The following is a 25,191-nucleotide window of genomic DNA, read 5'->3' as shown; positions in this document are numbered from 1 at the left end:
GATTTACTTCGCCTATTCGCTTTCGCTCGGATTTCCTAGGCCGAAAGGACAAACGTGATGCATATTCTACAAACAAACTAGATTTTCACATCCAACTCTTTAGCACTTCATTCGTTTTGAACTTAACCCCGGAGCTCTTTCAAAGATTGAAATTAAATTTTTACCTGGCTCAAAGTTTATGCCTGTCAAGTTTCCTTCGACTTCGCTCAGGATGACACATGGTAAAAGAATGTAAAGTAAAAGAAATAAGAATAAAACCAGGGATTTTACAATAAATCAAATTCAAAAGTTGTAAAATTCTCATCTGTACTGTTTTTTTTTAACCGCAAAGTTCGTTAGGGGTTTACGTAAAGGACGCAAAGATAAAACTTAACTGAACTTACATCACTTATATGGTTTAAAAAAAACAACAACCAAAAAGTTATATAAAACAAAAAACCCTATCCGATTTGGATAGGGTTTTTCAAAAGAAAGGCGACGACATACTCTCCCACATAACTGCAGTACCATCTGCGCAGGCGGGCTTAACTACTCTGTTCGGGATGGGAAGAGGTGAGCCCCGCCGCAATAACCACCTTAAGGTCGTTGTTACTTGAGGTAACGTACAATTAATTAAAAATTTATAATTAATAATTAAATAATTGCAACAATATCTTAACATACTGAGATAAAGAAAGTATTTATTTTAGAAAGTTTCTTCCCCACACCAAAGTGTGGGGAAAAGGGTGTACATAAGCTTACGGATTATTAGTACTACTCGACTATGACATTACTGCCTTTACATCTATAGCCTATCAACGTGGTCATCTTCCACGATCCTTAAAAGAAATCTCATCTTGTGGTGGGTTTCGCGCTTATATGCTTTCAGCGCTTATCCCTTCCAAACGTAGCTACTCTGCGGTGCCCCTGGCGGGACAACAGATACACTAGAGGTTTGTCCAATTCGGTCCTCTCGTACTAGAATCAGATCCACTCAAATTTCTAACGCCCACAGTAGATAGAGACCGAACTGTCTCACGACGTTCTGAACCCAGCTCGCGTGCCACTTTAATGGGCGAACAGCCCAACCCTTGGGACCTTCTCCAGCCCCAGGATGTGACGAGCCGACATCGAGGTGCCAAACCCCCCCGTCGATATGAGCTCTTGGGGGAGATCAGCCTGTTATCCCCGGCGTACCTTTTATCCTTTGAGCGATGGCCCTTCCATGCGGAACCACCGGATCACTATGCTCTACTTTCGTACCTGATCGACCTGTATGTCTCTCAGTCAAGCTCCCTTATGCCATTGCACTCTACGCACGGTTACCAAGCGTACTGAGGGAACCTTTAGAAGCCTCCGTTACTCTTTTGGAGGCGACCACCCCAGTCAAACTACCCACCAAGCAATGTCCCCCACAACGCGGGGTTAGGCCTCAGATAAACAAAGGGTTGTATTTCAACAATGACTCCACAACGCCTAGCGACGCCACTTCACAGTCTCCAACCTATCCTACACATCATTTATCCAAGGTCAATACTAAGCTATAGTAAAGGTGCACAGGGTCTTTTCGTCCCACTGCGGGTAAACGGCATCTTCACCGTTACTACAATTTCACCGAGCTCATGGCTGAGACAGTGTCCAGATCGTTACACCATTCGTGCAGGTCGGAACTTACCCGACAAGGAATTTCGCTACCTTAGGACCGTTATAGTTACGGCCGCCGTTTACTGGGGCTTCAATTCAATGCTTCTCCGAAGATAACATCTCCTCTTAACCTTCCAGCACCGGGCAGGTGTCAGGCCCTATACTTCATCTTACGATTTTGCAGAGCCCTGTGTTTTTGATAAACAGTCGCCTGGACCTCTTCACTGCGGCCAGCTTGCGCTGGCGACCTTTCTCCCGAAGTTACAGGTCTATTTTGCCTAATTCCTTAGCCATGAATCTCTCGAGCACCTTAGGATTCTCTCCTCAACTACCTGTGTCGGTTTACGGTACTGGTACTAATTACCTGAAGTTTAGAGGTTTTTCTTGGAAGCCCTTAGGCGCACTATCTCTTTGTCCGAAGACTCCGAGTACTATCGTATTTCCCCAAGCCGCGTGGATTTGCCTGCGCAGCTTATAGGTAGGTACTTCAACGAACTATTCCGTCAGTTCGCGGCGCTTTCATCACTCCGTCACCCCATCACAGTAATTAGTAGTACGGGAATATTAACCCGTTAGCCATCGACTGTCCCTTTCGGGTTCGCCTTAGGACCAGACTAACCCACAGCTGATTAGCATAGCTGTGGAAACCTTAGTTTTTCGGTGTGCGGGTTTCTCGCCCGCATTATCGTTACTTATGCCTACATTTTCTTTTCTAACCAGTCCAGCATACCTTACGATACACCTTCAACCCTGTTAGAATGCTCCCCTACCACTTACAGTAAACTGTAAATCCATAGCTTCGGTAATATGCTTATGCCCGATTATTATCCATGCTCGTCCGCTCGACTAGTGAGCTGTTACGCACTCTTTAAATGAATGGCTGCTTCCAAGCCAACATCCTAGCTGTCTGGGCAGACAAACCTCGTTCTTTCAACTTAGCATATATTTGGGGACCTTAGCTGATGGTCTGGGTTCTTTCCCTCTCGGACTTGGACCTTAGCACCCAAGCCCTCACTGTTATCAATCATTATATAGCATTCGGAGTTTGTCAGGAATTGGTAGGCGGTGAAGCCCCCGCATCCAATCAGTAGCTCTACCTCTATATAACTAAAATAACGCTGCACCTAAATGCATTTCGGGGAGTACGAGCTATTTCCGAGTTTGATTGGCCTTTCACCCCTACCCACAGGTCATCCGAAGACTTTTCAACGTCAACCGGTTCGGACCTCCACACTGTGTTACCAGCGCTTCATCCTGCCCATGGGTAGATCACACGGTTTCGCGTCTAACACTACTGACTAAAGCGCCCTATTCAGACTCGCTTTCGCTACGGATCCGTGGCTTAACCACTTATCCTTGCCAGCAACGTTAACTCGTAGGCTCATTATGCAAAAGGCACGCCGTCACCCCACGAAAGGGCTCCGACCGCTTGTAAGCGTATGGTTTCAGGATCTATTTCACTCCGTTATTCACGGTTCTTTTCACCTTTCCCTCACGGTACTGGTTCACTATCGGTCTCTCAGGAGTATTTAGCCTTAGCGGATGGTCCCGCCAAATTCAGACAGGGTTTCACGTGCCCCGCCCTACTCAGGATACCACTATCTATTACACTTGTTACCTATACGAGGCTATCACTCTCTATGGCATAACTTTCCAGTCACTTCTAGTTCCTTGTGCATAAAATGTCGTGGTCCTACAACCCCAATCTTGCCGTAACAACATTGGTTTGGGCTAATCCGCGTTCGCTCGCCACTACTTACGGAATCACTTTTGTTTTCTTCTCCTCCGCCTACTTAGATGTTTCAGTTCAGCGGGTTTGCCCACCTATCGGTGTACTATGTCTTCAACATAGTGGGTTGCCCCATTCAGGTATCTACGGATCAATCGGTGTGTGCCCGTCCCCGTAGCTTTTCGCAGCTTATCACGCCTTTCATCGCCTCTGAGAGCCAAGGCATCCCCCATACGCCCTTATTTTGCTTATTGTACCAATCATAAAATCAATTATGACCGTTTTTTTTTGTCTTTTATTATCCGTATTACTACCAATAACAAAAAACGCTTTCTACTTTTTATTATTTCTTATCTCAATATGTCAATGAACTTTTATTTACTACTTTTATAGTAAATCAGTGGAGAATAACGGAGTCGAACCGTTGACCTCCTGCGTGCAAGGCAGGCGCTCTAGCCAGCTGAGCTAATCCCCCATTTTGCAATCTTAGATTGTAGAATTCAGATTTTAGATTTCTTAATTCTTCTCTAATTTCTTTGGTGAATTCCAACTTCTAGAATTTCCTTTTTTTAAGCTTTTCAGTCTTTTTAAGTTACTTTTAATTATAAATTTTTGATTTTTAATTAATTCTCTTTAAAAAGTAGTCCCGGGCAGACTCGAACTGCCGACCCCTACATTATCAGTGTAGTACTCTAACCAGCTGAGCTACGAGACTCTGTTTTACTTAAATTTATTATTTGAACTAACAGCAAGAGTAATAAAATTTCATGATTCAGAAACATTTAGATCTGCATCTTTTTTCCTAACCGTGCAATTGCTTGCTAACACTTAGGCTCTAGAAAGGAGGTGTTCCAGCCGCACCTTCCGGTACGGCTACCTTGTTACGACTTAGCCCTAGTTACCAGTTTTACCCTAGGCAGCTCCTTGCGGTCACCGACTTCAGGCACCCCCAGCTTCCATGGCTTGACGGGCGGTGTGTACAAGGCCCGGGAACGTATTCACCGGATCATGGCTGATATCCGATTACTAGCGATTCCAGCTTCACGGAGTCGAGTTGCAGACTCCGATCCGAACTGTGACCGGTTTTGTAGATTCGCTCCTGGTCGCCCAGTGGCTGCTCTCTGTACCGGCCATTGTAGCACGTGTGTAGCCCAAGGCGTAAGGGCCGTGATGATTTGACGTCATCCCCACCTTCCTCACAGTTTGCACTGGCAGTCTTGTTAGAGTTCCCGACATGACTCGCTGGCAACTAACAACAGGGGTTGCGCTCGTTATAGGACTTAACCTGACACCTCACGGCACGAGCTGACGACAACCATGCAGCACCTTGTAAATTGTCTTGCGAAAAGTCTGTTTCCAAACCGGTCAATCTACATTTAAGCCTTGGTAAGGTTCCTCGCGTATCATCGAATTAAACCACATGCTCCACCGCTTGTGCGGGCCCCCGTCAATTCCTTTGAGTTTCATTCTTGCGAACGTACTCCCCAGGTGGGATACTTATCACTTTCGCTTAGCCACTGAACTTGCGCCCAACAGCTAGTATCCATCGTTTACGGCGTGGACTACCAGGGTATCTAATCCTGTTCGCTACCCACGCTTTCGTCCATCAGCGTCAATATATTAGTAGTAACCTGCCTTCGCAATTGGTATTCCATGTAATCTCTAAGCATTTCACCGCTACACTACATATTCTAGTTACTTCCTAATAATTCAAGTCTAGCAGTATCAATGGCCGTTCCACCGTTGAGCGATGGGCTTTCACCACTGACTTACCAAACCGCCTACGGACCCTTTAAACCCAATGATTCCGGATAACGCTTGGATCCTCCGTATTACCGCGGCTGCTGGCACGGAGTTAGCCGATCCTTATTCTTACAGTACCGTCAAGCTGGTTCACGAACCAGTGTTTCTTCCTGTACAAAAGCAGTTTACAATCCATAGGACCGTCATCCTGCACGCGGCATGGCTGGATCAGGCTTGCGCCCATTGTCCAATATTCCTCACTGCTGCCTCCCGTAGGAGTCTGGTCCGTGTCTCAGTACCAGTGTGGGGGATCTCCCTCTCAGGACCCCTACCCATCGTAGCCTTGGTAAGCCGTTACCTTACCAACTAGCTAATGGGACGCATGCTCATCTTTTACCGTTGTGACTTTAATAATTAAATGATGCCATTCAATTATACTATGAGGTATTAATCCAAATTTCTCTGGGCTATCCCTCTGTAAAAGGTAGATTGCATACGCGTTACGCACCCGTGCGCCGGTCTCAAGCTCCGAAGAACTCTACCCCTCGACTTGCATGTGTTAAGCCTGCCGCTAGCGTTCATCCTGAGCCAGGATCAAACTCTTCATCGTATATTTTTTATATTATATTGCGATGCGTTCTCTATCGGTTCTTTTCGAATCTCTCGATTCTATTACTCTTATTCTTTTGTTTTAACATCTCTGTTAAAACGGCTGTCAATTCAATATGTCTACGAACGTGTGTTTCTTTTTATTTTCGCTTGTGTTGCAAAGCGGGTGCAAAACTACATCTTTATTTTTAACTGGCAAGACTTTTTTGAAGTTTTTTTTTAGAAACTTTTCGTTTCCAATTTTCTTCTTTTCTTAACCAATCTCTCAATGAACTTGCGTGTTTTGCGGGGTGCAAAGGTAAGCAGCGTTTTCAAATCTCACAAGCTTTTTTGAATCTTTTTTTTATTTTGTTTTCTCAAACTTTTCTAAAAAATTAATCCTCTTTTCTTGTCAGTCTATCAGGGAACGTCTGCGTCGTTGCGGGTGCAAAAGTAGTCCCTTTATTCGCTTTTACAAGCTTTTTACTGCACTTATTTTGCCTTTTTTTCAATCTTTTTCTTAACTTACTGGTAATGGTGTTTTTACAAAACTTAAGTTTTTGTTGTTTTTAAGAATTTTCTTTCTTTTTATAGTTTTATCTTGTTGCTGTTCTTTTGGAAGGGCTGATTTTACTGGGGTTTTGCTCTTTTGAGGGGTTAGACTCTCGGAGTTATTCTTGCTTCTCGGGCTCTCTCTTTACTCTGGATAGTCTCGCAAAGACGCAAAAGCGCTAAGTTTCTTCTTTTTTTGATATTGGGGCTTGTGGACTTAGAATAATAAACCCGACAGGTTTTAAAAACCTGTCGGGTTGAGGGCGTAAAATTAAGGATCTAATTACACCTAATATATTATAGTATCTGATTTAGGGAACCTATAACTTCTTTTGTACGCTGGGTGCTTTTTAATTTTAGGATCTTTAAACAACAAACCCGACAGGTTTTGAAAACCTGTCGGGTTGGGGCTGTATTATTAAGGATCTAATCGCACCTATATATTATAGTATCTGATTTACGGAACCTATAACTTCTTTTGTATGCTGGATGCTTTTTAATATTGGGACCTTTAAACAACAAACCCGACAGGTTTTAAAAACCTGTCGGGTTGAGGGCGTATAATTAAGGATATGATTACACCTATATATTATAGTATCTGATTTAGGGAATCTATAACCTCTTTTGTAAGCTGGATGCTTTTTAATTTAGCTTGATGATTATATATAGGACTTGTCACCATAAGTTCATCAACTCTTGAATAGTCTATGAACTTTTTTAAATCAACTGCTAGTTGTTTTGGGCTTCCGGCAAATGTACAGGCGGTCATCTGATTGACGTGGAAACGTTCTTCCTCACTCATGATATCGTCTAAAGACGGAACTGGTGGCTGTAACCCTTTACGGTCGTTGCGAATCAGGTTTAAAAACATTTGATACAAACTGGTTGACAGTAATTCAGCTTCTTCATCAGTGTCGGCTGCAATGATATTTACGCAGGCCATTGTTTTAGGCTTGTCCAAAACGGCAGAGGCTTGGAAATTCTCCCGATAGAATTCGAAAGCTTGTATCATTTGACGTGGTGCAAAATGTCCTGCAAACGCATATGGTAATCCATAGGCAGCGGCAAGGGCAGCACTTTCCATGCTTGAACCTAAAATCCAGATGGGCACATTTGTACCTTCGGCTGGAAATGCTCTCACTTTTGCAGTGCTATTTTCTTTAGAAAAATAATCCTGAAGCTTGCTTACATTCTGCGGAAATCGTTGCGCTTGTTCAAAAAAATCTTTTCGAATCGCTTCGGCAGTTGGCTGATCTGTTCCCGGTGCTCTTCCCAAACCTAAATCAATTCTGTCCGGATAAAGAGTTTCTAAGGTTCCGAATTGTTCGGCTACTATTAAAGGAGAATGATTCGGCAACATGATTCCGCCCGAACCGACACGGATGTTCTTTGTCTGACTGGCTATATACCCTATTAAAACAACAGTTGCCGAACTGGCTACGTGAGCCATATTGTGGTGTTCAGCAAGCCAAAATCGTTTATATCCTAAACTATCAGCCAGTTGCGCGATGTCTTTTGTTTTTTGAAATGTTTCCGGAGCGTTACTATCCTGAGTAATTATAGCGAGTTCTAATATGGAGACTGAAATTGGTTTTTTCATGTAATAAATTGCTTTTTTACAAAATTACTTCATTTCTGCGAAGCCGTTTATTTTCTAATGTTAATAGAATTATAATCTTTTCACAAACAAACACAAAGCAACAACTAAATGATTTTTTAATAATTAATTATTGTTTTACGATAATTAATTATACATTTGCAATAACAAACCAAACTTCAACTCTAATGAAAACCACACACCTAGTTTCAAAAATACTCTTTTATATTACCCGCTTTTTAGCTGTTCTCTATTTCGCATTAGCGGCTTATTCTGCGTTGGCATTAACAACCGGATGGTTTCTAAACTTCAGAGAAGGTGGTAAATATTTTCAAATTTGTTATCCTTTTACGAATCATCCGCTTATGCTGGGTGACTATAACACACCTTATATCATTTTTGAATTTTTATCGCCATTGAGTCTTTATGGGCTTTTCTTTTTATTAATCAGTAATGTCTTTAAGGTGTTTTTTCAACCTAAATTATTCACTCAAAATGGCATTACACATTTAAGACAGTTTTACTTGGCAAATCTTTTCATTCCCGGTATTGTTATACTTCTGTCTTCTATTTTTGTATCATTGGATAATGAAGTTGCTATTTTTATCGTATTGCACTTTATGCTAGGCATTTTTGCCTATTTTTTAGCTGCCATTTTCAAACAGGGATTAAGCCTTCAAAACGAACAAGACTTATTTATATAATCATGCCAATAATTGTAAACGTTGATGTTATGCTTGCCAAACGCAAGATGCAAAGTAAAGAGTTGGCTGAAAAATTAGGAATTACTCCAGCCAATTTATCTATTCTTAAAACCGGAAAGGCTAAAGGAATCAGATTTGACACTTTAGAATCTATTTGTAAAATATTAGAATGCCAACCTGGTGACATTTTAGAGTACATAAGCGAATAACATTTTTTTAATCTCCATTTAAAAAATCGACTCCCCGAAGTCGACAGGAATACTATTGCCTATTTCTTTCGAGATAAATTATTACAATCAATCATCTAAATCAATCAAAAAATGAACAGTTTATCAATCAAAAACCTCAACAAAACGTATGAGAACGGCACAGCAGCTCTAACGGATGTAACGCTGGAAATTAAAAACGGAATGTTTGGTTTATTAGGACCAAACGGAGCCGGAAAATCAACCTTGATGCGAACTATTGCCACTTTGCAAGAACCAAGCTCCGGTACGGTACTTTTTAATGGTATCGATATTCTTGAGGATCCCTCGTTTATAAGAGAAAATTTAGGGTATTTGCCGCAGGAATTTGGTGTTTATCCTAAAATCTCAGCCTATCGATTGCTGGATCATCTGGCTATTTTAAAAGGAATTGTTTCTAAAAAAGAACGACACGAACAGATTTTATATCTATTACAGCAAACCAATTTGTTGCAATACAAAGATCAAGCTGTTCACTCCTTCTCTGGTGGAATGCGTCAAAGGTTTGGCATAACTCAGGCTTTACTTGGAGATCCGAAAATTATTATTGTTGATGAGCCAACAGCCGGTCTGGATCCTGAGGAGCGAAATCGGTTCAACAACTTGCTAAGCGAAATTGGCGAAAATATTATTGTGATTTTATCTACTCATATTGTGGAAGACGTTCGCGATTTATGCACCAAAATGGCTATTATCTCGAATGGAACTTTAATTCTGGAAGGAAATCCTGAAAAAGAAATTGATTCCTTGAAAGGCAAAGTCTGGATGAAAGTCATCTCTAAAACTGAATTACAGGAATACAAAGATAATTTCAATATCATTTCTTCGAATTTGAATTCCGGAAAACTTCATATTCATGTTTTTTCAGAGCAACAGCCAAATAGCGGTTTCAATTTAATATCCCCTGATTTGAGTGCTGTTTACTTTACTCTTTTATCTCAAAATCAACTTAAAAAATAACGTTATGCTATCCCAATTAATACCCTTCGAATGGCATACTTATACCCGAAGCCGAAGCTTTTATGCCACCTTTTTAATTTATTTGGTTTTGGGCTTTTTTACCGGTGCTTTTGCCAATTTCTCGTTCTCAGGCGCTTATAAAAACAGCCCTTTTGTTCTCACGTACGCCATTGGTTTATTTTCTTTAAGCGTTATATTTTCGATTACATTACAAGTTGCGCAACACTTTCTTAAAGAATATGAAACCAAATTCGATATGATCCTTTTTACAACTCCTGTATCCAAATTCAATTATCTGGGAAGTAAATTTATTGTTGCTTTTGGAGTTGCCGTTGTTTCGTTTGGAACTTTTGTCGTCGGGATGTTAATCGGTCATCAAATGCCTTGGTTGCCAAAAGAGCAAATTGGGCCTTTTTCAATTTTAAATTATAGTTGGCCGTATTTGGTTTTAGTGCTTCCTAACATCCTTTTGTGCCTTTCACTCCTAACTTCTTTGGCTTGGTTAACCCGCAACAAACTACTGGTTTATGTTGGTGGCCTTATGGTGTACATTTTATATATCGCAGGGTCTTTGTTTTCTAACTCCCCTATTTTTGCCAATGCTTCTCCTTCATCAGCCGCTGCCATGTCGTTTGCCGCAAAAATAGATCCTTTTGGTTTGGCTGCTTTTTTAGAACAAACGCGTTATTGGACAGCCATTCAAAAAAACAACAACCTGATCGATTTGTCGGGGAATCTGTTGTACAACCGAATCCTTTGGACTAGTTTCTCCATTCTATTGTCGTTTATTGCTTATCGCTTCTTTTCCTTTCGAAAAGCAAAAACTAAAAAAGTAAAACCGAATAGAATATTAAAAAACGAAACCCTCACTTTTTCAAATGAAACTCCAAAAAACATCGAGTATCGCACTTTAAAACATAATTTACTGGTTCTTAAAAGTTATATCAAAATGGATGTTTCTTTGATTTTAAAAGGAATTCCATTTCTGTTAGTTTTACTTTTATTTTCGGGATTGCTTTTAATTGAACTGTCAGACGAAATTGACGGCGGTATTCGCTTGGCGCAAAACATAACCAATACCGCTCTCATGGTCAGCACCATCATGGATCGACTGCCTTTCATCTTAATTCTGATTCTGCTTTTTTACAGTAACGAATTAGTAACCCGCGGCGAAACGGTACGCTTCGAAATACTTGAAAACACCACACCTTACCAGCAAACTATAGCTTTACTCTCCAAAATAATCTCGCTTTTCACAATTCCGTTTATACTAATCACCTGGAGTATTTTTATAGGTTGTGGCTTTCAAATCATTCATGCCAATGCACCAATAGAATTTAGTCTTTATGCCTCTTTGTATTATTTTCTTGGCTTTCCTGTTGTATTGATTTCGGTCTTAGTTCTTTTTATTCAGACTGTTGTTTCAAATAAATATTTAGGACTTTCGATTGCGATAATTGTAACACTATTAATTAGTTCGGGAATTGGTGAGCAATTAGGAATTTCACATCCTTTATTTAGATTTGGAGATGCTTTTAAAAGAGCGTACTTTGACCTGAACGGTTTCGGGACATATACCATTCCGTTTCATGTTTCGATGGTTTACAATCTTGGATTAGCCCTCATTATGATTGTGGTAACTGGCATTTTATGGAAACGAAATTCTACCCTCCTAAAATCATTTCAAAGACATTCCTTTACTCGTATTCAAAAAGGTATCCTTTCTTTGGGAATTTTACTTTTTACGGGCTTTGGAACTTATCTTTTTTATAAAACCAATATCGAATATCCTTATCTTACAGCGGACGATCAAAACAATTGGAGCGAACGATATGAATTAAACTTAAAAAAGTTCTCGCATCAGCCACAACCGACCATTTTTTCCGTAAAAAGCGATGTAGCCTTATTTCCGGAAGAGAACAGATACGAGGTAAATGGTACGTATCAGTTAATCAATAATTCAAAACAACCGATTGACAGTTTGCTGCTTTATTTAGATCGGAATTCAAAATTGAAATCTGTTACAATTCCAAACGCTAAACCAATTGGAGAGATCTCTGAATTCAATCATTATTGGTATCTTTTAAAGAAACCGCTACAATCGGGGCAGAAAATGACAATTTCTTTTTCATTTGCATCTTCATGGTCACCGTTTAAAGGTCATACTTCTTTTAATTCGATAATCGAAAATGGCTCTTTTATGAGGATCAGTCGTTATTATCCTGTTTTTGGATATCAGAATTCTAATGAAATCAGCAGCAAAAAGGAACGTGTAAAAAGACACTTGAAACCTCAGACTCCACTTAAAAAGTTAGAAGATAAATCGAAAATCGATTCTGATTTTATTGACTATGAAACAACTGTTTCTACTTCAAAAGACCAAACAGCCATTGGTGTTGGTGATTTGATTGCAAAGTGGAAAAAAGACGATCGCAATTATTTCCATTATAAATCAAATGGAAAAATTCCGTTTCGATTTGCTTTTTCGTCAGCAGTGTATCAAATTCAAAAAGTAAATTATAAAGGAATCTTGATTGAAGTTTATTACGACAAAAGGCATTCCCGAAATATAGTCAAACTCCTTAGAAATGTAAAAAACACGTTGGATTACTGCCAAAAAAACTTTGGAAAATATCCTTATAAAACGATCCGATATGCAGAAGTCTCTGCTTTTGCGAATGGTTTTGCTGCAACCTCCTATCCTTCAACGGTATTCATGAAAGAGAATTTTGGTTTTTACAGTGATCTTTCGCAGCATGACAAAGAAGACGTTATCAATCAATTAACGGCTCATGAATTGTCGCATGAATGGTGGGGAAATGCCCAGATTAGTCCGGAGCAAAAAGAAGGCAGCTGGATTTTGACCGAAACCTTGGCGCAATACACCGAATTAATGCTTTACGAAAAGGAACATGGTTTAGAAAAAGCTTTAGAAACACTGAAAATTCATTTGGATTTGTATTTGAGCAGTCGAAGTTATGAACCTGAAACACCACTTTACAAAACCAATTATGAAACGCCCCATTTGCCTTACGACAAAGGAATGTTGGTTATGCATCAGTTGAGATTGTTAATTGGTGAGAAAAAAGTAAATCTGGCATTGAAGAATTTCTTAAATCACTACCGCTACCCCAATCAGATTCCGGATTCTGAAAATTTATTGGATGAAATTTATGCTGTAACTGATCCAAAACTTCATCCGAAATTAGACGAAATGTTCAAACAAATCATCACTTATTCTTCGAATATTACAAGTGTTGAAAGCCAGAAAAAGGATGGATTTTATGAAGTTGCTTTCCGTGCAAATTCAAAGAAATATACTGAAAATGCAACCGGAAAACAAACCTTACTTTCTAATGATGCTCTGATGGACGTTGGCATTTATGATGAAAACGGAAAATTATTCAGTTACCCTTTTTTGATACAAAACAATGTGATCAAAGGTAAAATCAAACTTAAAAGCAAACCTCAACTTCTTGTTATTGATCCTTATCTGAAAAACATCGACACTTTTATAAAGGACAATCAAAAGGAAATCAATTAAGCCAAAAGCACTCTGAGTCTATTTTCAGCGTGCTTTTTTTGCGAAATTGTAGGAGGAATCCAAAAGTCAAATGATTTAAAACCTAAATTTGTATTTCGAAATTATCGATTCGATTTAGCACTACTCTCAAATGACACATAAAATTTTAATCATAGACGACGAAGAAAAACTTAGAAGTCTGCTTGCCCGTATTGTAAAATCAGAAGGATTTGAAGTTCTCGAAGCTAAAGATTTGAAATCGGGATTTAAAAAACTGGAACAAACCGATATTGATGTCGTTTTATGTGATGTAAAATTACCCGACGGCAATGGGGTTGACTTTCTTCAAAACATAAAAGGAAGCTTCCCGCTTACTGAAGTTATTTTATTGACGGCATTCGGAAACATTGCAGACGGTGTTCAGGCCATGAAAAATGGCGCTTTTGATTACATCGTTAAAGGTGACGACAACGACAAAATTATTCCGCTTCTCTATAAAGCGGTCGAAAAAGTGCATTTGCAAAAAAAGGTGCAACAACTTGAGAAACGTATTGGCGATAAATATTCTTTTGCTACTATTATAGGAAAATCAAAAGGCATCGAACAGGTTATTGATCTGGCTAAAAAAGTTGCCAAAACAGATTCGACAGTTTTGCTTACCGGTGAAACGGGAACTGGAAAAGAGGTTTTTGCTCAGGCGATTCACGAAAATAGTACCCGTGTAGGAAAATCTTTTGTGGCGCTAAACTGCAGTACTTTTAGTAAGGAAATTTTAGAAAGTGAGCTTTTTGGTCATAAACAGGGTGCTTTTACCGGAGCTTTAAAAGATAAAAAAGGTTTTATTGAAGAAGCCAATGGTGGTACTTTGTTTTTGGATGAGATTGGTGAAATGCCCATTGAATTACAGGCTAAGTTATTGCGCGTTTTAGAAACCAGCGAATACATTCCGGTTGGTGATACGACTTCAAAAAAATCAAATTTCAGGTTAATTGCAGCGACAAACCGTGATTTGAAAACCGAAAGCGATGCACATCGTTTTCGTTCTGATTTGTATTTCAGATTGAATATCTTCGAAATTAAGCTTCCTCCTTTACGAGAAAGAGTCAAAGATATTGCAGCACTTACGCTTTCATTTGTCAAACAATTTTCTGAAAAGACAAACAAGAAAACTTTAGCAATTTCAGATGATTTTCTTCAGAAATTAGAAAGTTATTCCTGGCCCGGAAACATTCGGGAGCTCAAAAATATTATTGAACGTTCTGTTATTTTAAGCGATACCCTTTTAACTGCTGATGTCCTGCCTTATGAAATGCAGCATCAACCTGAAAAAGCTTCTAAAACCATGTCGGCTTTCTCCATGCAGAGTATCGAAAAACTACACATCCAGAAAGTTTTAAATTATACCAAAGGCAACAAAGCAGAAACTGCTCGTTTACTCGAAATCGGAATCGCTACTTTGTACCGAAAATTAGAAGAATACGGGATTCAATAACAATGTGAATTTGTGAGATGTGAGACTCGGAATTTTGACTTTTTATAAATTACATTTCACTTTCAACTTTCAAATTACCTTATCATTTCAATAAAAGCTTATCATTTTGATAGGCTTTTTTTATGCCTGATTTCTGGCACAGAACCTCAACACTTTTATTGACAAGCCTTTAGCTGCTCCACTACTTTTTCGGAACAGCTTTTGGTATAAGAGGAGAGAACATTAAAATTCTTTCTAATGAAAAATCAAGTCAATTCTATTTACAAACAAGCTGAGCGTTTTGCTGAGATTACCAAAAAGGCTATTATCTCCGGTAATATTGTCCGTGCAAAAAAATGCTTAGCCCTTGCCGAGCGCCTGTTTGTTACCGGAAGTATCGAAACTAAAAACGCCATTTCAAATGTGTATGTTTTCTCTGTTTCTTCTTTTATGGAAGTGCGTCACTGCAATATTTCACATCTTTTTCCTCAAACCCTTAAAGCGGAATATGTCAAACAAATTAATACCTCGGGAGTGTAAAAAGCTGTTTATGGAGTCTGTGAAATGTGAAATGTAAAACGATTCCCCAAATTCATTTTACAAATCACATTTCACATTTCACAATTCACAATTCACAATTCACAATTCACAATTAAATCAATATGATATGTTACTAACTATTCTTTTACTCGCATTGGCCGTTTTGCTCTTTGCTATTTGTTTTAAATCAGTCGAATTCTTCGAAAAAATCTAAATCATGATCGCACTATTTATTGTCTCCATCGCCGTTTTCGCCTATTTGGTTTACGTCTTAATCAAACCCGAAAAATTTTAATAAAGTAAAATGTGAAATCAGGGTTGTGAAATGTGATCTGCAGACAAAAAACAGTTCTCTTTTTACAGACAACCTTCCACATAAAAAATAAAAATTATGAATACAGAATTAGTTGGCATCATCAGTATTTTTATCGTTACGATAGTTTTAGCAATTCCGATAGGGAGATATATTGCTAAAGTATATTCAAACGATAAAACATTCCTTGATCCTATTTTCAATCCAATTGAAAAATTTATTTTTAAAATTAGTGGCATCAATTCCACTGAAGAAATGAACTGGAAACAACATCTCAAAGCACTTTTGAGTGTAAACATGGTTTGGTTCTTTCTTTGCTTTTTTATCTTATTGTTTCAGGGCTCTTTGTTTTTAAATCCCGACAACAATCCGTCGATGTCACCCGATTTAGCTTTTAATACCGCTATTTCATTTGTTGTCAATTGTAATTTACAGCATTATTCAGGCGAAACCGGGGTTTCTTATTTGTCTCAAATGTTCCTAATGTTCTTGCAATTTGTTTCTGCCGGTGTCGGAATGGCTGCCGCAGCAATGATTTTTAATGCCATGAGAGAAAGAGCTACCGATAAACTGGGGAATTTCTATAACTATTTCATCAAAAGCTGTACACGTGTTTTATTACCCCTTTCTGCAGTCGTAGCTGTAGCGTTATTGTTTAGCGGTACACCAATGACTTTTGAAGGAAAAGATACGATTACTACTTTACAAGGTGATCAGGTTGAAGTTTCCCGTGGACCGGCTGCTGCTTTTATTGCCATTAAACATATTGGTACAAACGGTGGAGGTTTCTTTGGAACCAACTCGGCACACCCGTTAGAGAATCCTTCTTATTTTTCAAATGCTGTAGAATTATGGGCGCAATTAATTATTCCGTTTTCTATGATTTTTGCTTTAGGTTTTTATCTAAAGAAAAGAAAATTTGCCTTGGTTGTTTTTGGTGTAATGACCGTTGGTTTTTTACTACTGGTAATTCCAACTGTTATAAGTGAAATTAATGGAAATCCGGCCATCGAAAAAATGGGGATTGCTCAGACAACCGGAGCAATGGAAGGCAAAGAAGTTCGGTTCGGCCCTGCCATTTCAGGATTTTGGAGTATTGCAACTACTGTAATTTCCACCGGTTCTGTAAACAGTATGCACGATAGTTCAATGCCGGTTTCCGGTGCAATGGAATTGCTTGCTATGATGGTAAATGCCTTTTATGGTGGTTGTGGTGTGGGGATCTTAAACTTTTATATTTTCATTATACTGGCAGTATTTATTTCCGGATTAATGGTGGGTAGAACACCCGAATTTTTAGGAAAGAAAATTGAGGCTCGTGAAGTTAAAATCGCTGCTTTTATTGCTATTCTTCATCCTTTATTGATTTTATCAGGAACTGCTTTAGCTTCTTATTTTGCTGCAAATGATACGGCAATGGGATTCTGGTTTGACGGAAATGCTACAGGCTGGTTGAACAACCCTGGACATCATGGATTTTCAGAAATGTTATATGAATATACTTCCAGTGCAGCCAATAACGGTTCGGGTTTTGAAGGACTGGGTGATAACAATCCGTTTTGGAATATTACAACGGGAATTGTTTTGTTGTTAAGTCGTTTCATTCCAATTGTAGGACCATTGGCAATAGCAGGATTATTAGCCAATAAAAAATACATCCCGGAAAGTGCCGGAACATTAAAAACAGATACTACCATTTTTGGCGTAATGGTGTTTGCTGTAATTGCGATTATTGCCGCTTTATCTTTCTTTCCAGCGTTGGCACTTGGTCCTTTAGCGGAATATTTCACCTTAAAATAACAACTCGTTTTTCAATGCTGAACCATCTATTTTAACACATAGAAACATAGATTAATACCATAAAACAGAGTATTAAAGAAAATTCTTTTTTTTACATAGCTATATGCTGTGATATAAATTGAAACATCTTAATCTTAATCTTAATCTCAAAATAAAGAATCTATGTGTCTATGTGTTAAAAAAAAAATGTTTAGCCAAACAAAATAATATACTAAAATGACAACTAATAAATCCAATTCATTGTTTGAAAATAAGCAGGTAAAAGATGCTTTAATACAGTCTTTTGTGAAGCTTAACCCGAAAACAATGTTCAAAAATCCGGTAATGTTTACCGTAGAAATAGGGACTGCGATCATGTTTGTTGTTTGTGCAGCCATCTTATTTGGCGCTCAGGATCAAGGCAGTTTTATCTATAATTTTATAGTGTTTTTGATTTTACTCGCTACGCTTTTGTTTGCCAATTTTGCGGAAGCCATCGCCGAAGCCAGAGGAAAAGCACAAGCTGATAGTTTAAGAAAAACACGCGAAGAAACACCTGCAAGACAACTTTTGCCAAATGGTGAAATCAAGAACATCAGTTCTTCTGAATTAAAAAAAGGCGATGTTTTCATTTGTGAGTCAGGTGATTTAATTGCTACTGATGGTGAAATCATCGAAGGTCTGGCTACAATCGACGAAAGTGCCATCACGGGAGAAAGTGCCCCTGTAATTCGCGAAGCCGGTGGTGATAAATCATCTGTAACCGGAGGAACAAAAGTATTATCCGATAAGATAAAAGTAATCGTAACATCAGAACCGGGAGAGAGTTTCCTTGATAAAATGATTGCCTTGGTTGAAGGAGCAAGCCGTCAGAAGACACCAAACGAAATTGCCTTAACCATTTTATTGGCTGCCTTTACTTTAATCTTTGTGATTGTTTGCGTTACGCTAAAACCATTTGCTGATTATGCTAATGCTCCTATAACAATTGCCGCTTTTATTGCCTTGTTTGTGTGTCTGATTCCAACAACCATCGGCGGATTACTTTCGGCAATTGGAATTGCAGGAATGGACAGAGCTTTGCGTGCCAACGTCATTACAAAATCAGGAAAAGCGGTAGAAACTGCCGGAGATATCGATGTTTTACTTTTGGATAAAACCGGAACGATTACGATTGGAAACCGAAAAGCAACTAATTTTTATCCTGCAAAAGGCATTATTGCAGAAGACTTTATTAAGTCGGCTGTATTGAGTTCACTTGCAGATGATACTCCCGAAGGAAAAAGTATTATTGAACTTAGCAAAACGTTGGATGTAAATGGCAAAATACAATCGGAGATTTCTTTGCTTACAGATAACATTTCACAAACTATCAAATTTACTGCCGAAACCAGAACCTCAGGAGTAATCTTAAAAGACGGTACTAATATTAGAAAAGGCGCTCAGGATGCTGCTAAAAATATTGCGCTTCAAGCAGGTCACAATTTCCCGGAAGATATTGACCAAAGAGTAATTGCTATTTCTTCTAAAGGAGGAACTCCATTGGTGGTGATCAAGAACAGTCAGGTCCAAGGGGTTATCGAATTACAGGATATCATTAAAACAGGAATGAAAGAGCGTTTCGAACGTTTACGCAAAATGGGGGTAAAAACGGTAATGGTTACGGGAGATAATCCTCTAACAGCCAAATTTATTGCTGAAGCTGCCGGTGTAGATGATTTTATTGCTGAGGCGAAACCGGAGGATAAAATGAACTACATTAAAAACGAACAAAATCAAGGCAAACTTGTTGCCATGATGGGTGACGGTACCAATGATGCACCGGCACTTGCTCAAGCTAATGTTGGTGTGGCAATGAACAGCGGAACACAAGCCGCCAAAGAAGCAGGAAACATGGTCGATCTGGACAATGATCCAACCAAATTAATTGAGATCATCGAAATCGGAAAACAGTTATTAATGACTCGAGGAACGCTTACCACCTTCTCTATCGCCAATGACGTTGCTAAATATTTTGCTATTGTCCCTGCCCTTTTTATTACAGCGATTCCTGCTCTTGAAGGTTTAAACATTATGCGACTGCACAGTCCTGAAAGCGCCATTTTATCGGCGGTGATTTTTAATGCGGTTATTATTCCAATATTAATTCCGCTTGCTTTAAGGGGTGTTGATTACAAACCAATTGGTGCAAGTGCAATTCTAAAAAGAAACTTGTTGATTTATGGTTTAGGTGGTCTGATTGTCCCTTTTATCGGAATTAAATTAATTGATTTATTGGTAGCGCTGTTTATGTAACTAAAAAAGATTCTGAGACTCTGAGTTGCTAAGTCACTGAGAACCCAAATCTGCATGTCCCCCGAAAAATTTCAGCTGTTTAGACACTTAGTCTCTTAGAATCTTAAAAAATAAAAAAACAAAATGAAAAATATATTCTCAATACTAAAATTCACTCTTTTAATAGTGGTTTTATTCGCCGTTGTCTATCCTTTGGCTGTTTACGGAATTGCTCAATTTGCTCCAAATCAAGGGAAAGGAGAAACTATTTCGGTTAACGGAAAAGTGGTTGGTTACCAAAAAATAGGTCAGAAATTCGATAAGTCCAATTATTTCTGGGGAAGGCCTTCGGCTGTAGATTATAATGCTGCAGGAAGTGGCGGAAGCAACAAAGCAGCCGATAACAAAGAGTACTTGGCTTTGGTTCAGAAAAGAATTGATACTTTCTTGATTGTACACCCGTACTTAAGAAAATCTGAAATTCCCGCTGATATGGTTACAGCATCCGGAAGCGGACTGGATCCGAATATTTCTCCACAAGGCGCTTTAATTCAGGTAAAACGTATCGCCAAAGAAAGAAAATTGCCTGAAGAAAAAGTAAAGGCCTTGGTTGAATCTAAAATTAATACGGCCGTTGTCGGACCTTCAACAGTTAATGTTCTGGAATTGAATGTAGCTTTAGATGCTTTAAAATAAAAAAACAAATTCTAAACCTGACAGGTTTTGGAAATCTGTCAGGTTTAAAAATTCGAATACCAAATAAAAATAAAATGAAAAAAATAATACTTACCGCTTTAATTGCTTTTGGCTTTACCAATTTACACGCTCAGGAAACATCCAAAAGTCCGTTTACGTTTTCCGGCTATGTTGAGGTTTATTATAGTTATGATTTTGCAAAACCGGAAGATCATACCCGCCCCGGTTTTATCTACAATTACAACAGAAGTAACGAAATAAACCTAAATCTGGGTTTAGCAAAAGTGAATTACAGTAAAGAAAATGTCCGTGGGAATTTTGCTTTGATGGCTGGGACATACGCCCAATATAATCTCTCAGCAGAACAAGACTTATTAAAAAACGTATATGAAGCAAATGTTGGTGTAAAAATTTCAAAAAATCATGACTTGTGGATTGACGCCGGAATCATGCCTTCCCATCTTGGTTTTGAAAGCGCTATTGGAAAAGATTGTGCCAACTTAACCAGAAGTATTTTAGCAGAAAACTCCCCTTATTATGAAGCAGGAGTAAAAATTGGCTATACCTCAGCATCTGGAAAATGGTATTTGGCCGGAATGTATCTGAACGGATGGCAAAGAATCCAGAAAATAGACGGAAATCAAACACCTGCTTTCGGGACACAGGTTACCTACAAACCATCGGACAGAGCAACGCTAAATTGGAGTACTTATGTGGGAAATGAACAACCTGACATTGACAAAAAATGGCGCTACTTTAATAATTTTTACGGACAATTTAAACTAACGGATAAAACAAACCTAACAGCCGGTATTGATGTAGGTTCTCAGCAATCGGCTAAAAACAGTAACAAATACGATACTTGGTTTTCTCCTGTTCTGATTCTACAGTACAAACCAACTGAAAAAATTCAATTGGCAGCAAGAGGTGAATATTACAGCGATGAAAAAGAGGTAATTATCTCGACCAAAACTCCGAATGGTTTTAAAACTTACGGATTTTCAGCTAACTTTGATTACCTGGTTACCGATAATGTAATGTTTAGAATTGAAGCCAGAAATCTTTCGAGTAAAGATGAAATTTTCGCAAAAAATGATCTTCCAACGGATACGAATACGTTTGTGACGACTTCGTTGGCGATTTCTTTTTAGTAAGTATCTGCCACAGATTAAAATGATTAAAATGATTAATAATCTGTGACGCAAAAAATTAGACACGAATTTCACTAATTACACTAATTAATTCGTGCCAATTGGTGAAATTCGTGGCTGTTTTTTTGCACATAGATATACCAGATTAGCAACGCTTTAACAAAGTTCAAAAGCACTTTCTTAAAATATCTGTGGTATAAAAAAAACTTTGCGTCTTAGCGCCTTCGTGGCAAACACTATGAAACAGGAAAAAGAAAATAACGCACAACACTTCCTCGATTTAATTCAGAAATCAAGAAAAGGAAAGTTTAAAGTCTATATCGGCATGAGCGCCGGTGTGGGCAAAACGTACCGAATGCTTCAGGAAGCACATTCGCTATTGAAAAACGGAATTGATGTGAAAATCGGCTATATCGAAACACACCTCCGAAAAGAAACACATGAATTATTATTTGGTCTGCCCCTGATTCCGAGGCGGACTATTTTCTATAAAGGCAAAGAGCTCGAAGAACTCGATGTACAAGCCATCATCAACCTGAGACCCGAAGTCGTAATTGTAGATGAACTGGCACATACCAATGTAGAAGGAAGTAAAAATGAAAAACGTTGGCAAGATGTTTTAGAGATTCTCGAAGCTGGAATCAATGTGATTTCGGCTGTTAATATTCAGCATATTGAAAGTTTAAACGAAGATGTAAAACGCATTACCGGTATTGATGTACAGGAACGAATTCCCGATAATGTTTTGCGAGTTGCAGATGAGGTTGTGAATATCGACTTGACTGCAGAGGATTTAATTGCCCGTTTGAAAGAAGGAAAAATTTATACGGCTGATAAAATTCAGACGGCTTTGACAAACTTTTTTAAATCAGAACAGATTCTCCAACTGAGGGAATTGGCCTTGAAAGAAGTCGCAAGTCAGGTAGTCCGAAAAGTAGAGAATGAAATACCACAATTACACGCACTGAAACATGAAAGACTTCTGGCATGCATTAGTAGTAATGATAAAACAGCCAAAATTGTAATCCGAAAAGCGGCGCGTTTGGCGGGTTATTACAACGGTAGCTGGTGTGTAATGTATGTAGAAACACCTAAAGAAAACCCCATAAAAATCCCTTTAGACAAACAACGTCATCTAATTAATAATTTTAAACTGGCCACACAATTAGGCGCAGAAGTAATTAAAATTGAACATAAAAACATAGCCGATGCCATTCTAATGACAGTTGAACAAAAACAAATTACAACTGTCTGCATTGGAAAACCACATTTGAATTTATTTAAAGTAATTTTGTCAACAACGATTTTCAGACGTTTATTAAATAGTCTGTCATTATCGAATGTTGACCTTGTTATTTTATCTTAAAAAAAATTAAACCATGTAAGTCATATGAACTCGTTCAAGTTTTGTTTTTAAATAGCACTTATATTTACTTACATCACTTATATGGTTCAAAAAAACATAAATCATAAGAATTAAAACCAAATTGAATTTGGCTATTGCAAAAAAAATAAACCACATAAGTCATATGAACTCGTTCAAGTTTTGTTTTTAAATAGCACTTATATTTACTTACATCACTTATATGGTTCAAAAAAACATAAATCATAAGAATTAAAACCAAATTGAATTTGGCTATTGCAAAAAAAATAAACCATATAAGTCATATGAACTCGTTCAAGTTTTGTTTTTAAATAGCACTTATATTTACTTACATCACTTATATGGTTCAAAAAAACATAAGTCATGAGAATTAAAACCAAATTGAATCTTGGAGTTGGATTGTTATTTTTAATGATCATTATACTTTCGCTAGTGAGTGCCTACTCTGTCTTTTTAATAAAACAAGACACCGAAAATATTCTGGAAGACAATTATAATACGCTGGAATATTCCAGAAATATGATTTTGTCTTTAGATGAAGCTGTAGCAGATACGAATAAATCCATTCATAATTTTAAAGGCAATCTCGAAAAACAAACTCAAAATATTACCGAACCCGGAGAAAAAGAGGCAACCGATAGTCTCGAAAAGAATTTTGCTCTTTTAGAAAAAAGCAATTCTGATGAAACAGTCAAAAAACAAATCAGACAGAACATTTTTATGATTATGAAATTGAATCTGAATTCAATTAAGCAAAAAAGTGATATCGCCAAACATACCGCCGAAAATGCCAATATACTAATTGCAGTTGTTGGTACCTTGTGCTTTCTAATTGCTTTTAATTTACTGATTAATCTACCGAATAATATTGCGAATCCGATTAAAGAATTAACACTCAGTATCAAAGAAATTGCCAATAAAAATTATTCCGAACGGGTACATTTCACCAGCCATAATGAGTACGGTGATCTCGCCAAATCGTTTAATACAATGGCGCAGAAACTCGAGGAATACAATAGCAGTAACTTGTACAAGCTTTTCTTTGAGAAAAAACGACTGGAAACACTCATCAATAACATGCACGATCCTATTATTGGTTTAGATAATGAAGGACTGATTTTGTTTGCAAACGATGAAGCCTTGAAAATTGTAGGTTTAAAATCGGAAGATATTATCGGGAAATTGGCTCCCGACCTGGCTTTGTCGAATGATTTAATGCGTTCACTGATTTTAAAAGAACCCGCTAGTGAATTGCAGAAAAAGCAGCCTATGAAAATTTTCGCCAACGGAAAAGAAAGTTATTTTGATAAAGAAACGATCAATATTACGATAACTCCAACAGGGGAAGAAACAGAAATCAATATTGGTGATGTTATTATTCTTCGAAATATTACCCTTTTTAAAGAACTTGATTTTGCCAAAACTAATTTTATCGCAACCGTTTCTCACGAATTAAAAACGCCAATTGCTTCTATAAAACTGAGTCTCCAATTGCTGCAAAATGCTAAAACCGGCGCAATGAATGAAGATCAGAATCAGTTGGTTGAAAGCATTAAAGACGATAGTCAGCGGTTACTGAAAATCACGGGCGAATTACTTAATCTATCGCAATTAGAAACGGGAAATATTCAATTGAATATCGAAAAAAGCAACCCCTACGCTATTGTACATTACGCTACCGAAGCCGTAAAAGTACAAGCCGAGCAAAAGCAGATAAAATTAGTCGTTGAGGCCGATGAAAACTTAAGCGAAGTAAAAGCCGACAGTGAAAAAACGGGCTGGGTTCTGATTAATTATTTATCAAATGCCATTACCTATTCGTCTGAAAAAAGTACCATTACCATCAGACTAAAAAGAGAAAACAACCAAATCGTATTTCAGGTTATCGATACCGGAAAAGGTATTGATGCGAGATACAAAAGCAAAGTTTTCGACAAATATTTTCAAATCCCGGGCAGTCAGAAATCCGGAACGGGATTGGGGTTAGCCATCAGTAAAGAATTTATCGAAGCCCAAAACGGTACCATTGGTGTAGAAAGTAATTTAGGCTTGGGAAGTACTTTTTGGTTTTCACTAAACGCCTAGCCTATTGTTTATTACCATTATTATTCTTACATTGTCGTTTCTATTAGCACCATCGGTCTGATTGAAGCTGAGGATTTCTATGCTTCTAAAGTCCTTATCTCTTACTCGGAATATCATGTATATTTATTCTGTATCCTCCATATAATGCCTCTTTAAAAGCCAATAGATTAATATTCACTTAAGGTTGAATTAAGCGAAAAATAGTTCCCAAAATCATTCGTTATACTTGCAAAT

14 protein-coding genes, 2 tRNA genes and 3 rRNA genes are annotated in these 25,191 nt (G+C 38.0%); 13 read left to right on the top strand and 6 right to left on the bottom strand.

The genetic code is table 11. The features are described 5' to 3' along the window. Positions 1–469 precede the first annotated feature (469 nt). From rrf to LNP23_RS10135, 6 genes are all read right to left on the bottom strand, one after another. Positions 470–579: ribosomal RNA gene (gene rrf, locus LNP23_RS10160) — 5S ribosomal RNA — on the bottom strand. 148 nt (positions 580–727) lie between these two features. Next, positions 728–3,606 (bottom strand): 23S ribosomal RNA (locus tag LNP23_RS10155). Positions 3,607–3,753: 147 nt separating this feature from the next. Beyond that, a tRNA-Ala gene (locus LNP23_RS10150) sits at positions 3,754–3,827 on the bottom strand. 166 nt (positions 3,828–3,993) lie between these two features. Further along, a tRNA-Ile gene (locus LNP23_RS10145) sits at positions 3,994–4,067 on the bottom strand. A gap of 124 nt (positions 4,068–4,191) precedes the next feature. After that, positions 4,192–5,705: ribosomal RNA gene (locus tag LNP23_RS10140) — 16S ribosomal RNA — on the bottom strand. The 16S, 23S and 5S rRNA genes sit together here with 2 tRNA genes alongside, the layout of an rRNA operon. A 1,119-nt stretch (positions 5,706–6,824) precedes the next feature. Then, positions 6,825–7,835, bottom strand: a complete 1,011-nt coding sequence (locus LNP23_RS10135; RefSeq protein ID WP_230004782.1) for an LLM class flavin-dependent oxidoreductase — start codon at positions 7,833–7,835, stop codon at positions 6,825–6,827. 185 nt (positions 7,836–8,020) lie between these two features. Between LNP23_RS10135 and LNP23_RS10130 the strand changes: the two genes are divergently transcribed. The 13 genes from LNP23_RS10130 (at position 8,021) to LNP23_RS10070 (ending at position 24,957) form a co-directional block, all read left to right on the top strand. Next, positions 8,021–8,536 (top strand): DUF2975 domain-containing protein, encoded by a 516-nt coding sequence (locus tag LNP23_RS10130; RefSeq protein WP_230004781.1) that lies wholly within the window; start codon positions 8,021–8,023, stop codon positions 8,534–8,536. 2 nt (positions 8,537–8,538) lie between these two features. After that, complete coding sequence (locus LNP23_RS10125) at positions 8,539–8,745, top strand: helix-turn-helix domain-containing protein (RefSeq protein WP_047777845.1); 207 nt, start codon at positions 8,539–8,541, stop codon at positions 8,743–8,745. 111 nt (positions 8,746–8,856) lie between these two features. Then, positions 8,857–9,741: an ABC transporter ATP-binding protein gene (locus LNP23_RS10120; RefSeq protein WP_230004780.1), complete on the top strand. Its 885-nt coding sequence runs from the start codon at positions 8,857–8,859 to the stop codon at positions 9,739–9,741. A gap of 4 nt (positions 9,742–9,745) precedes the next feature. After that, positions 9,746–13,285, top strand: coding sequence for an ABC transporter permease/M1 family aminopeptidase (locus LNP23_RS10115; RefSeq protein WP_230004779.1), 3,540 nt, complete (start codon positions 9,746–9,748; stop codon positions 13,283–13,285). 130 nt (positions 13,286–13,415) lie between these two features. Then, positions 13,416–14,756, top strand: a complete 1,341-nt coding sequence (locus LNP23_RS10110) for a sigma-54-dependent transcriptional regulator (RefSeq protein WP_230004778.1) — start codon at positions 13,416–13,418, stop codon at positions 14,754–14,756. Between the two features lie 237 nt (positions 14,757–14,993). Further along, positions 14,994–15,275 (top strand): DUF7674 family protein, encoded by a 282-nt coding sequence (locus LNP23_RS10105; RefSeq protein ID WP_230004777.1) that lies wholly within the window; start codon positions 14,994–14,996, stop codon positions 15,273–15,275. 217 nt (positions 15,276–15,492) lie between these two features. Next, positions 15,493–15,570 (top strand): K(+)-transporting ATPase subunit F, encoded by a 78-nt coding sequence (gene kdpF / locus LNP23_RS10100; protein ID WP_210666910.1) that lies wholly within the window; start codon positions 15,493–15,495, stop codon positions 15,568–15,570. A gap of 96 nt (positions 15,571–15,666) precedes the next feature. After that, positions 15,667–17,388 (top strand): potassium-transporting ATPase subunit KdpA, encoded by a 1,722-nt coding sequence (kdpA, locus tag LNP23_RS10095; protein ID WP_230004776.1) that lies wholly within the window; start codon positions 15,667–15,669, stop codon positions 17,386–17,388. Between the two features lie 216 nt (positions 17,389–17,604). Then, complete coding sequence (gene kdpB / locus LNP23_RS10090; protein ID WP_230004775.1) at positions 17,605–19,662, top strand: potassium-transporting ATPase subunit KdpB; 2,058 nt, start codon at positions 17,605–17,607, stop codon at positions 19,660–19,662. 123 nt (positions 19,663–19,785) lie between these two features. After that, entirely contained in the window at positions 19,786–20,337 is a 552-nt protein-coding gene (locus LNP23_RS10085) for a K(+)-transporting ATPase subunit C (RefSeq protein ID WP_230004774.1), read from the top strand. Between the two features lie 74 nt (positions 20,338–20,411). Next, positions 20,412–21,488, top strand: coding sequence for a porin (locus LNP23_RS10080; protein ID WP_230004773.1), 1,077 nt, complete (start codon positions 20,412–20,414; stop codon positions 21,486–21,488). A 238-nt stretch (positions 21,489–21,726) separates the two neighbouring features. Next, on the top strand, positions 21,727–22,854 hold the full coding sequence (locus LNP23_RS10075; protein ID WP_230004772.1) for a sensor protein KdpD: 1,128 nt from the start codon (positions 21,727–21,729) through the stop codon (positions 22,852–22,854). Between the two features lie 381 nt (positions 22,855–23,235). Next, positions 23,236–24,957 carry a sensor histidine kinase gene (locus tag LNP23_RS10070; protein ID WP_230004771.1) on the top strand — a complete coding sequence of 574 codons (1,722 nt, stop codon included), beginning with the start codon at positions 23,236–23,238 and terminating at the stop codon, positions 24,955–24,957. The last annotated feature ends 234 nt before the right edge of the window (positions 24,958–25,191 follow it).

Source organism: Flavobacterium cupriresistens, assembly GCF_020911925.1.
In the GTDB taxonomy this organism is placed as follows: domain Bacteria; phylum Bacteroidota; class Bacteroidia; order Flavobacteriales; family Flavobacteriaceae; genus Flavobacterium; species Flavobacterium cupriresistens.
The sequence above is the reverse complement of the archived record's forward strand: the minus strand, read 5'-3'. Positions and strand labels throughout refer to the sequence as shown.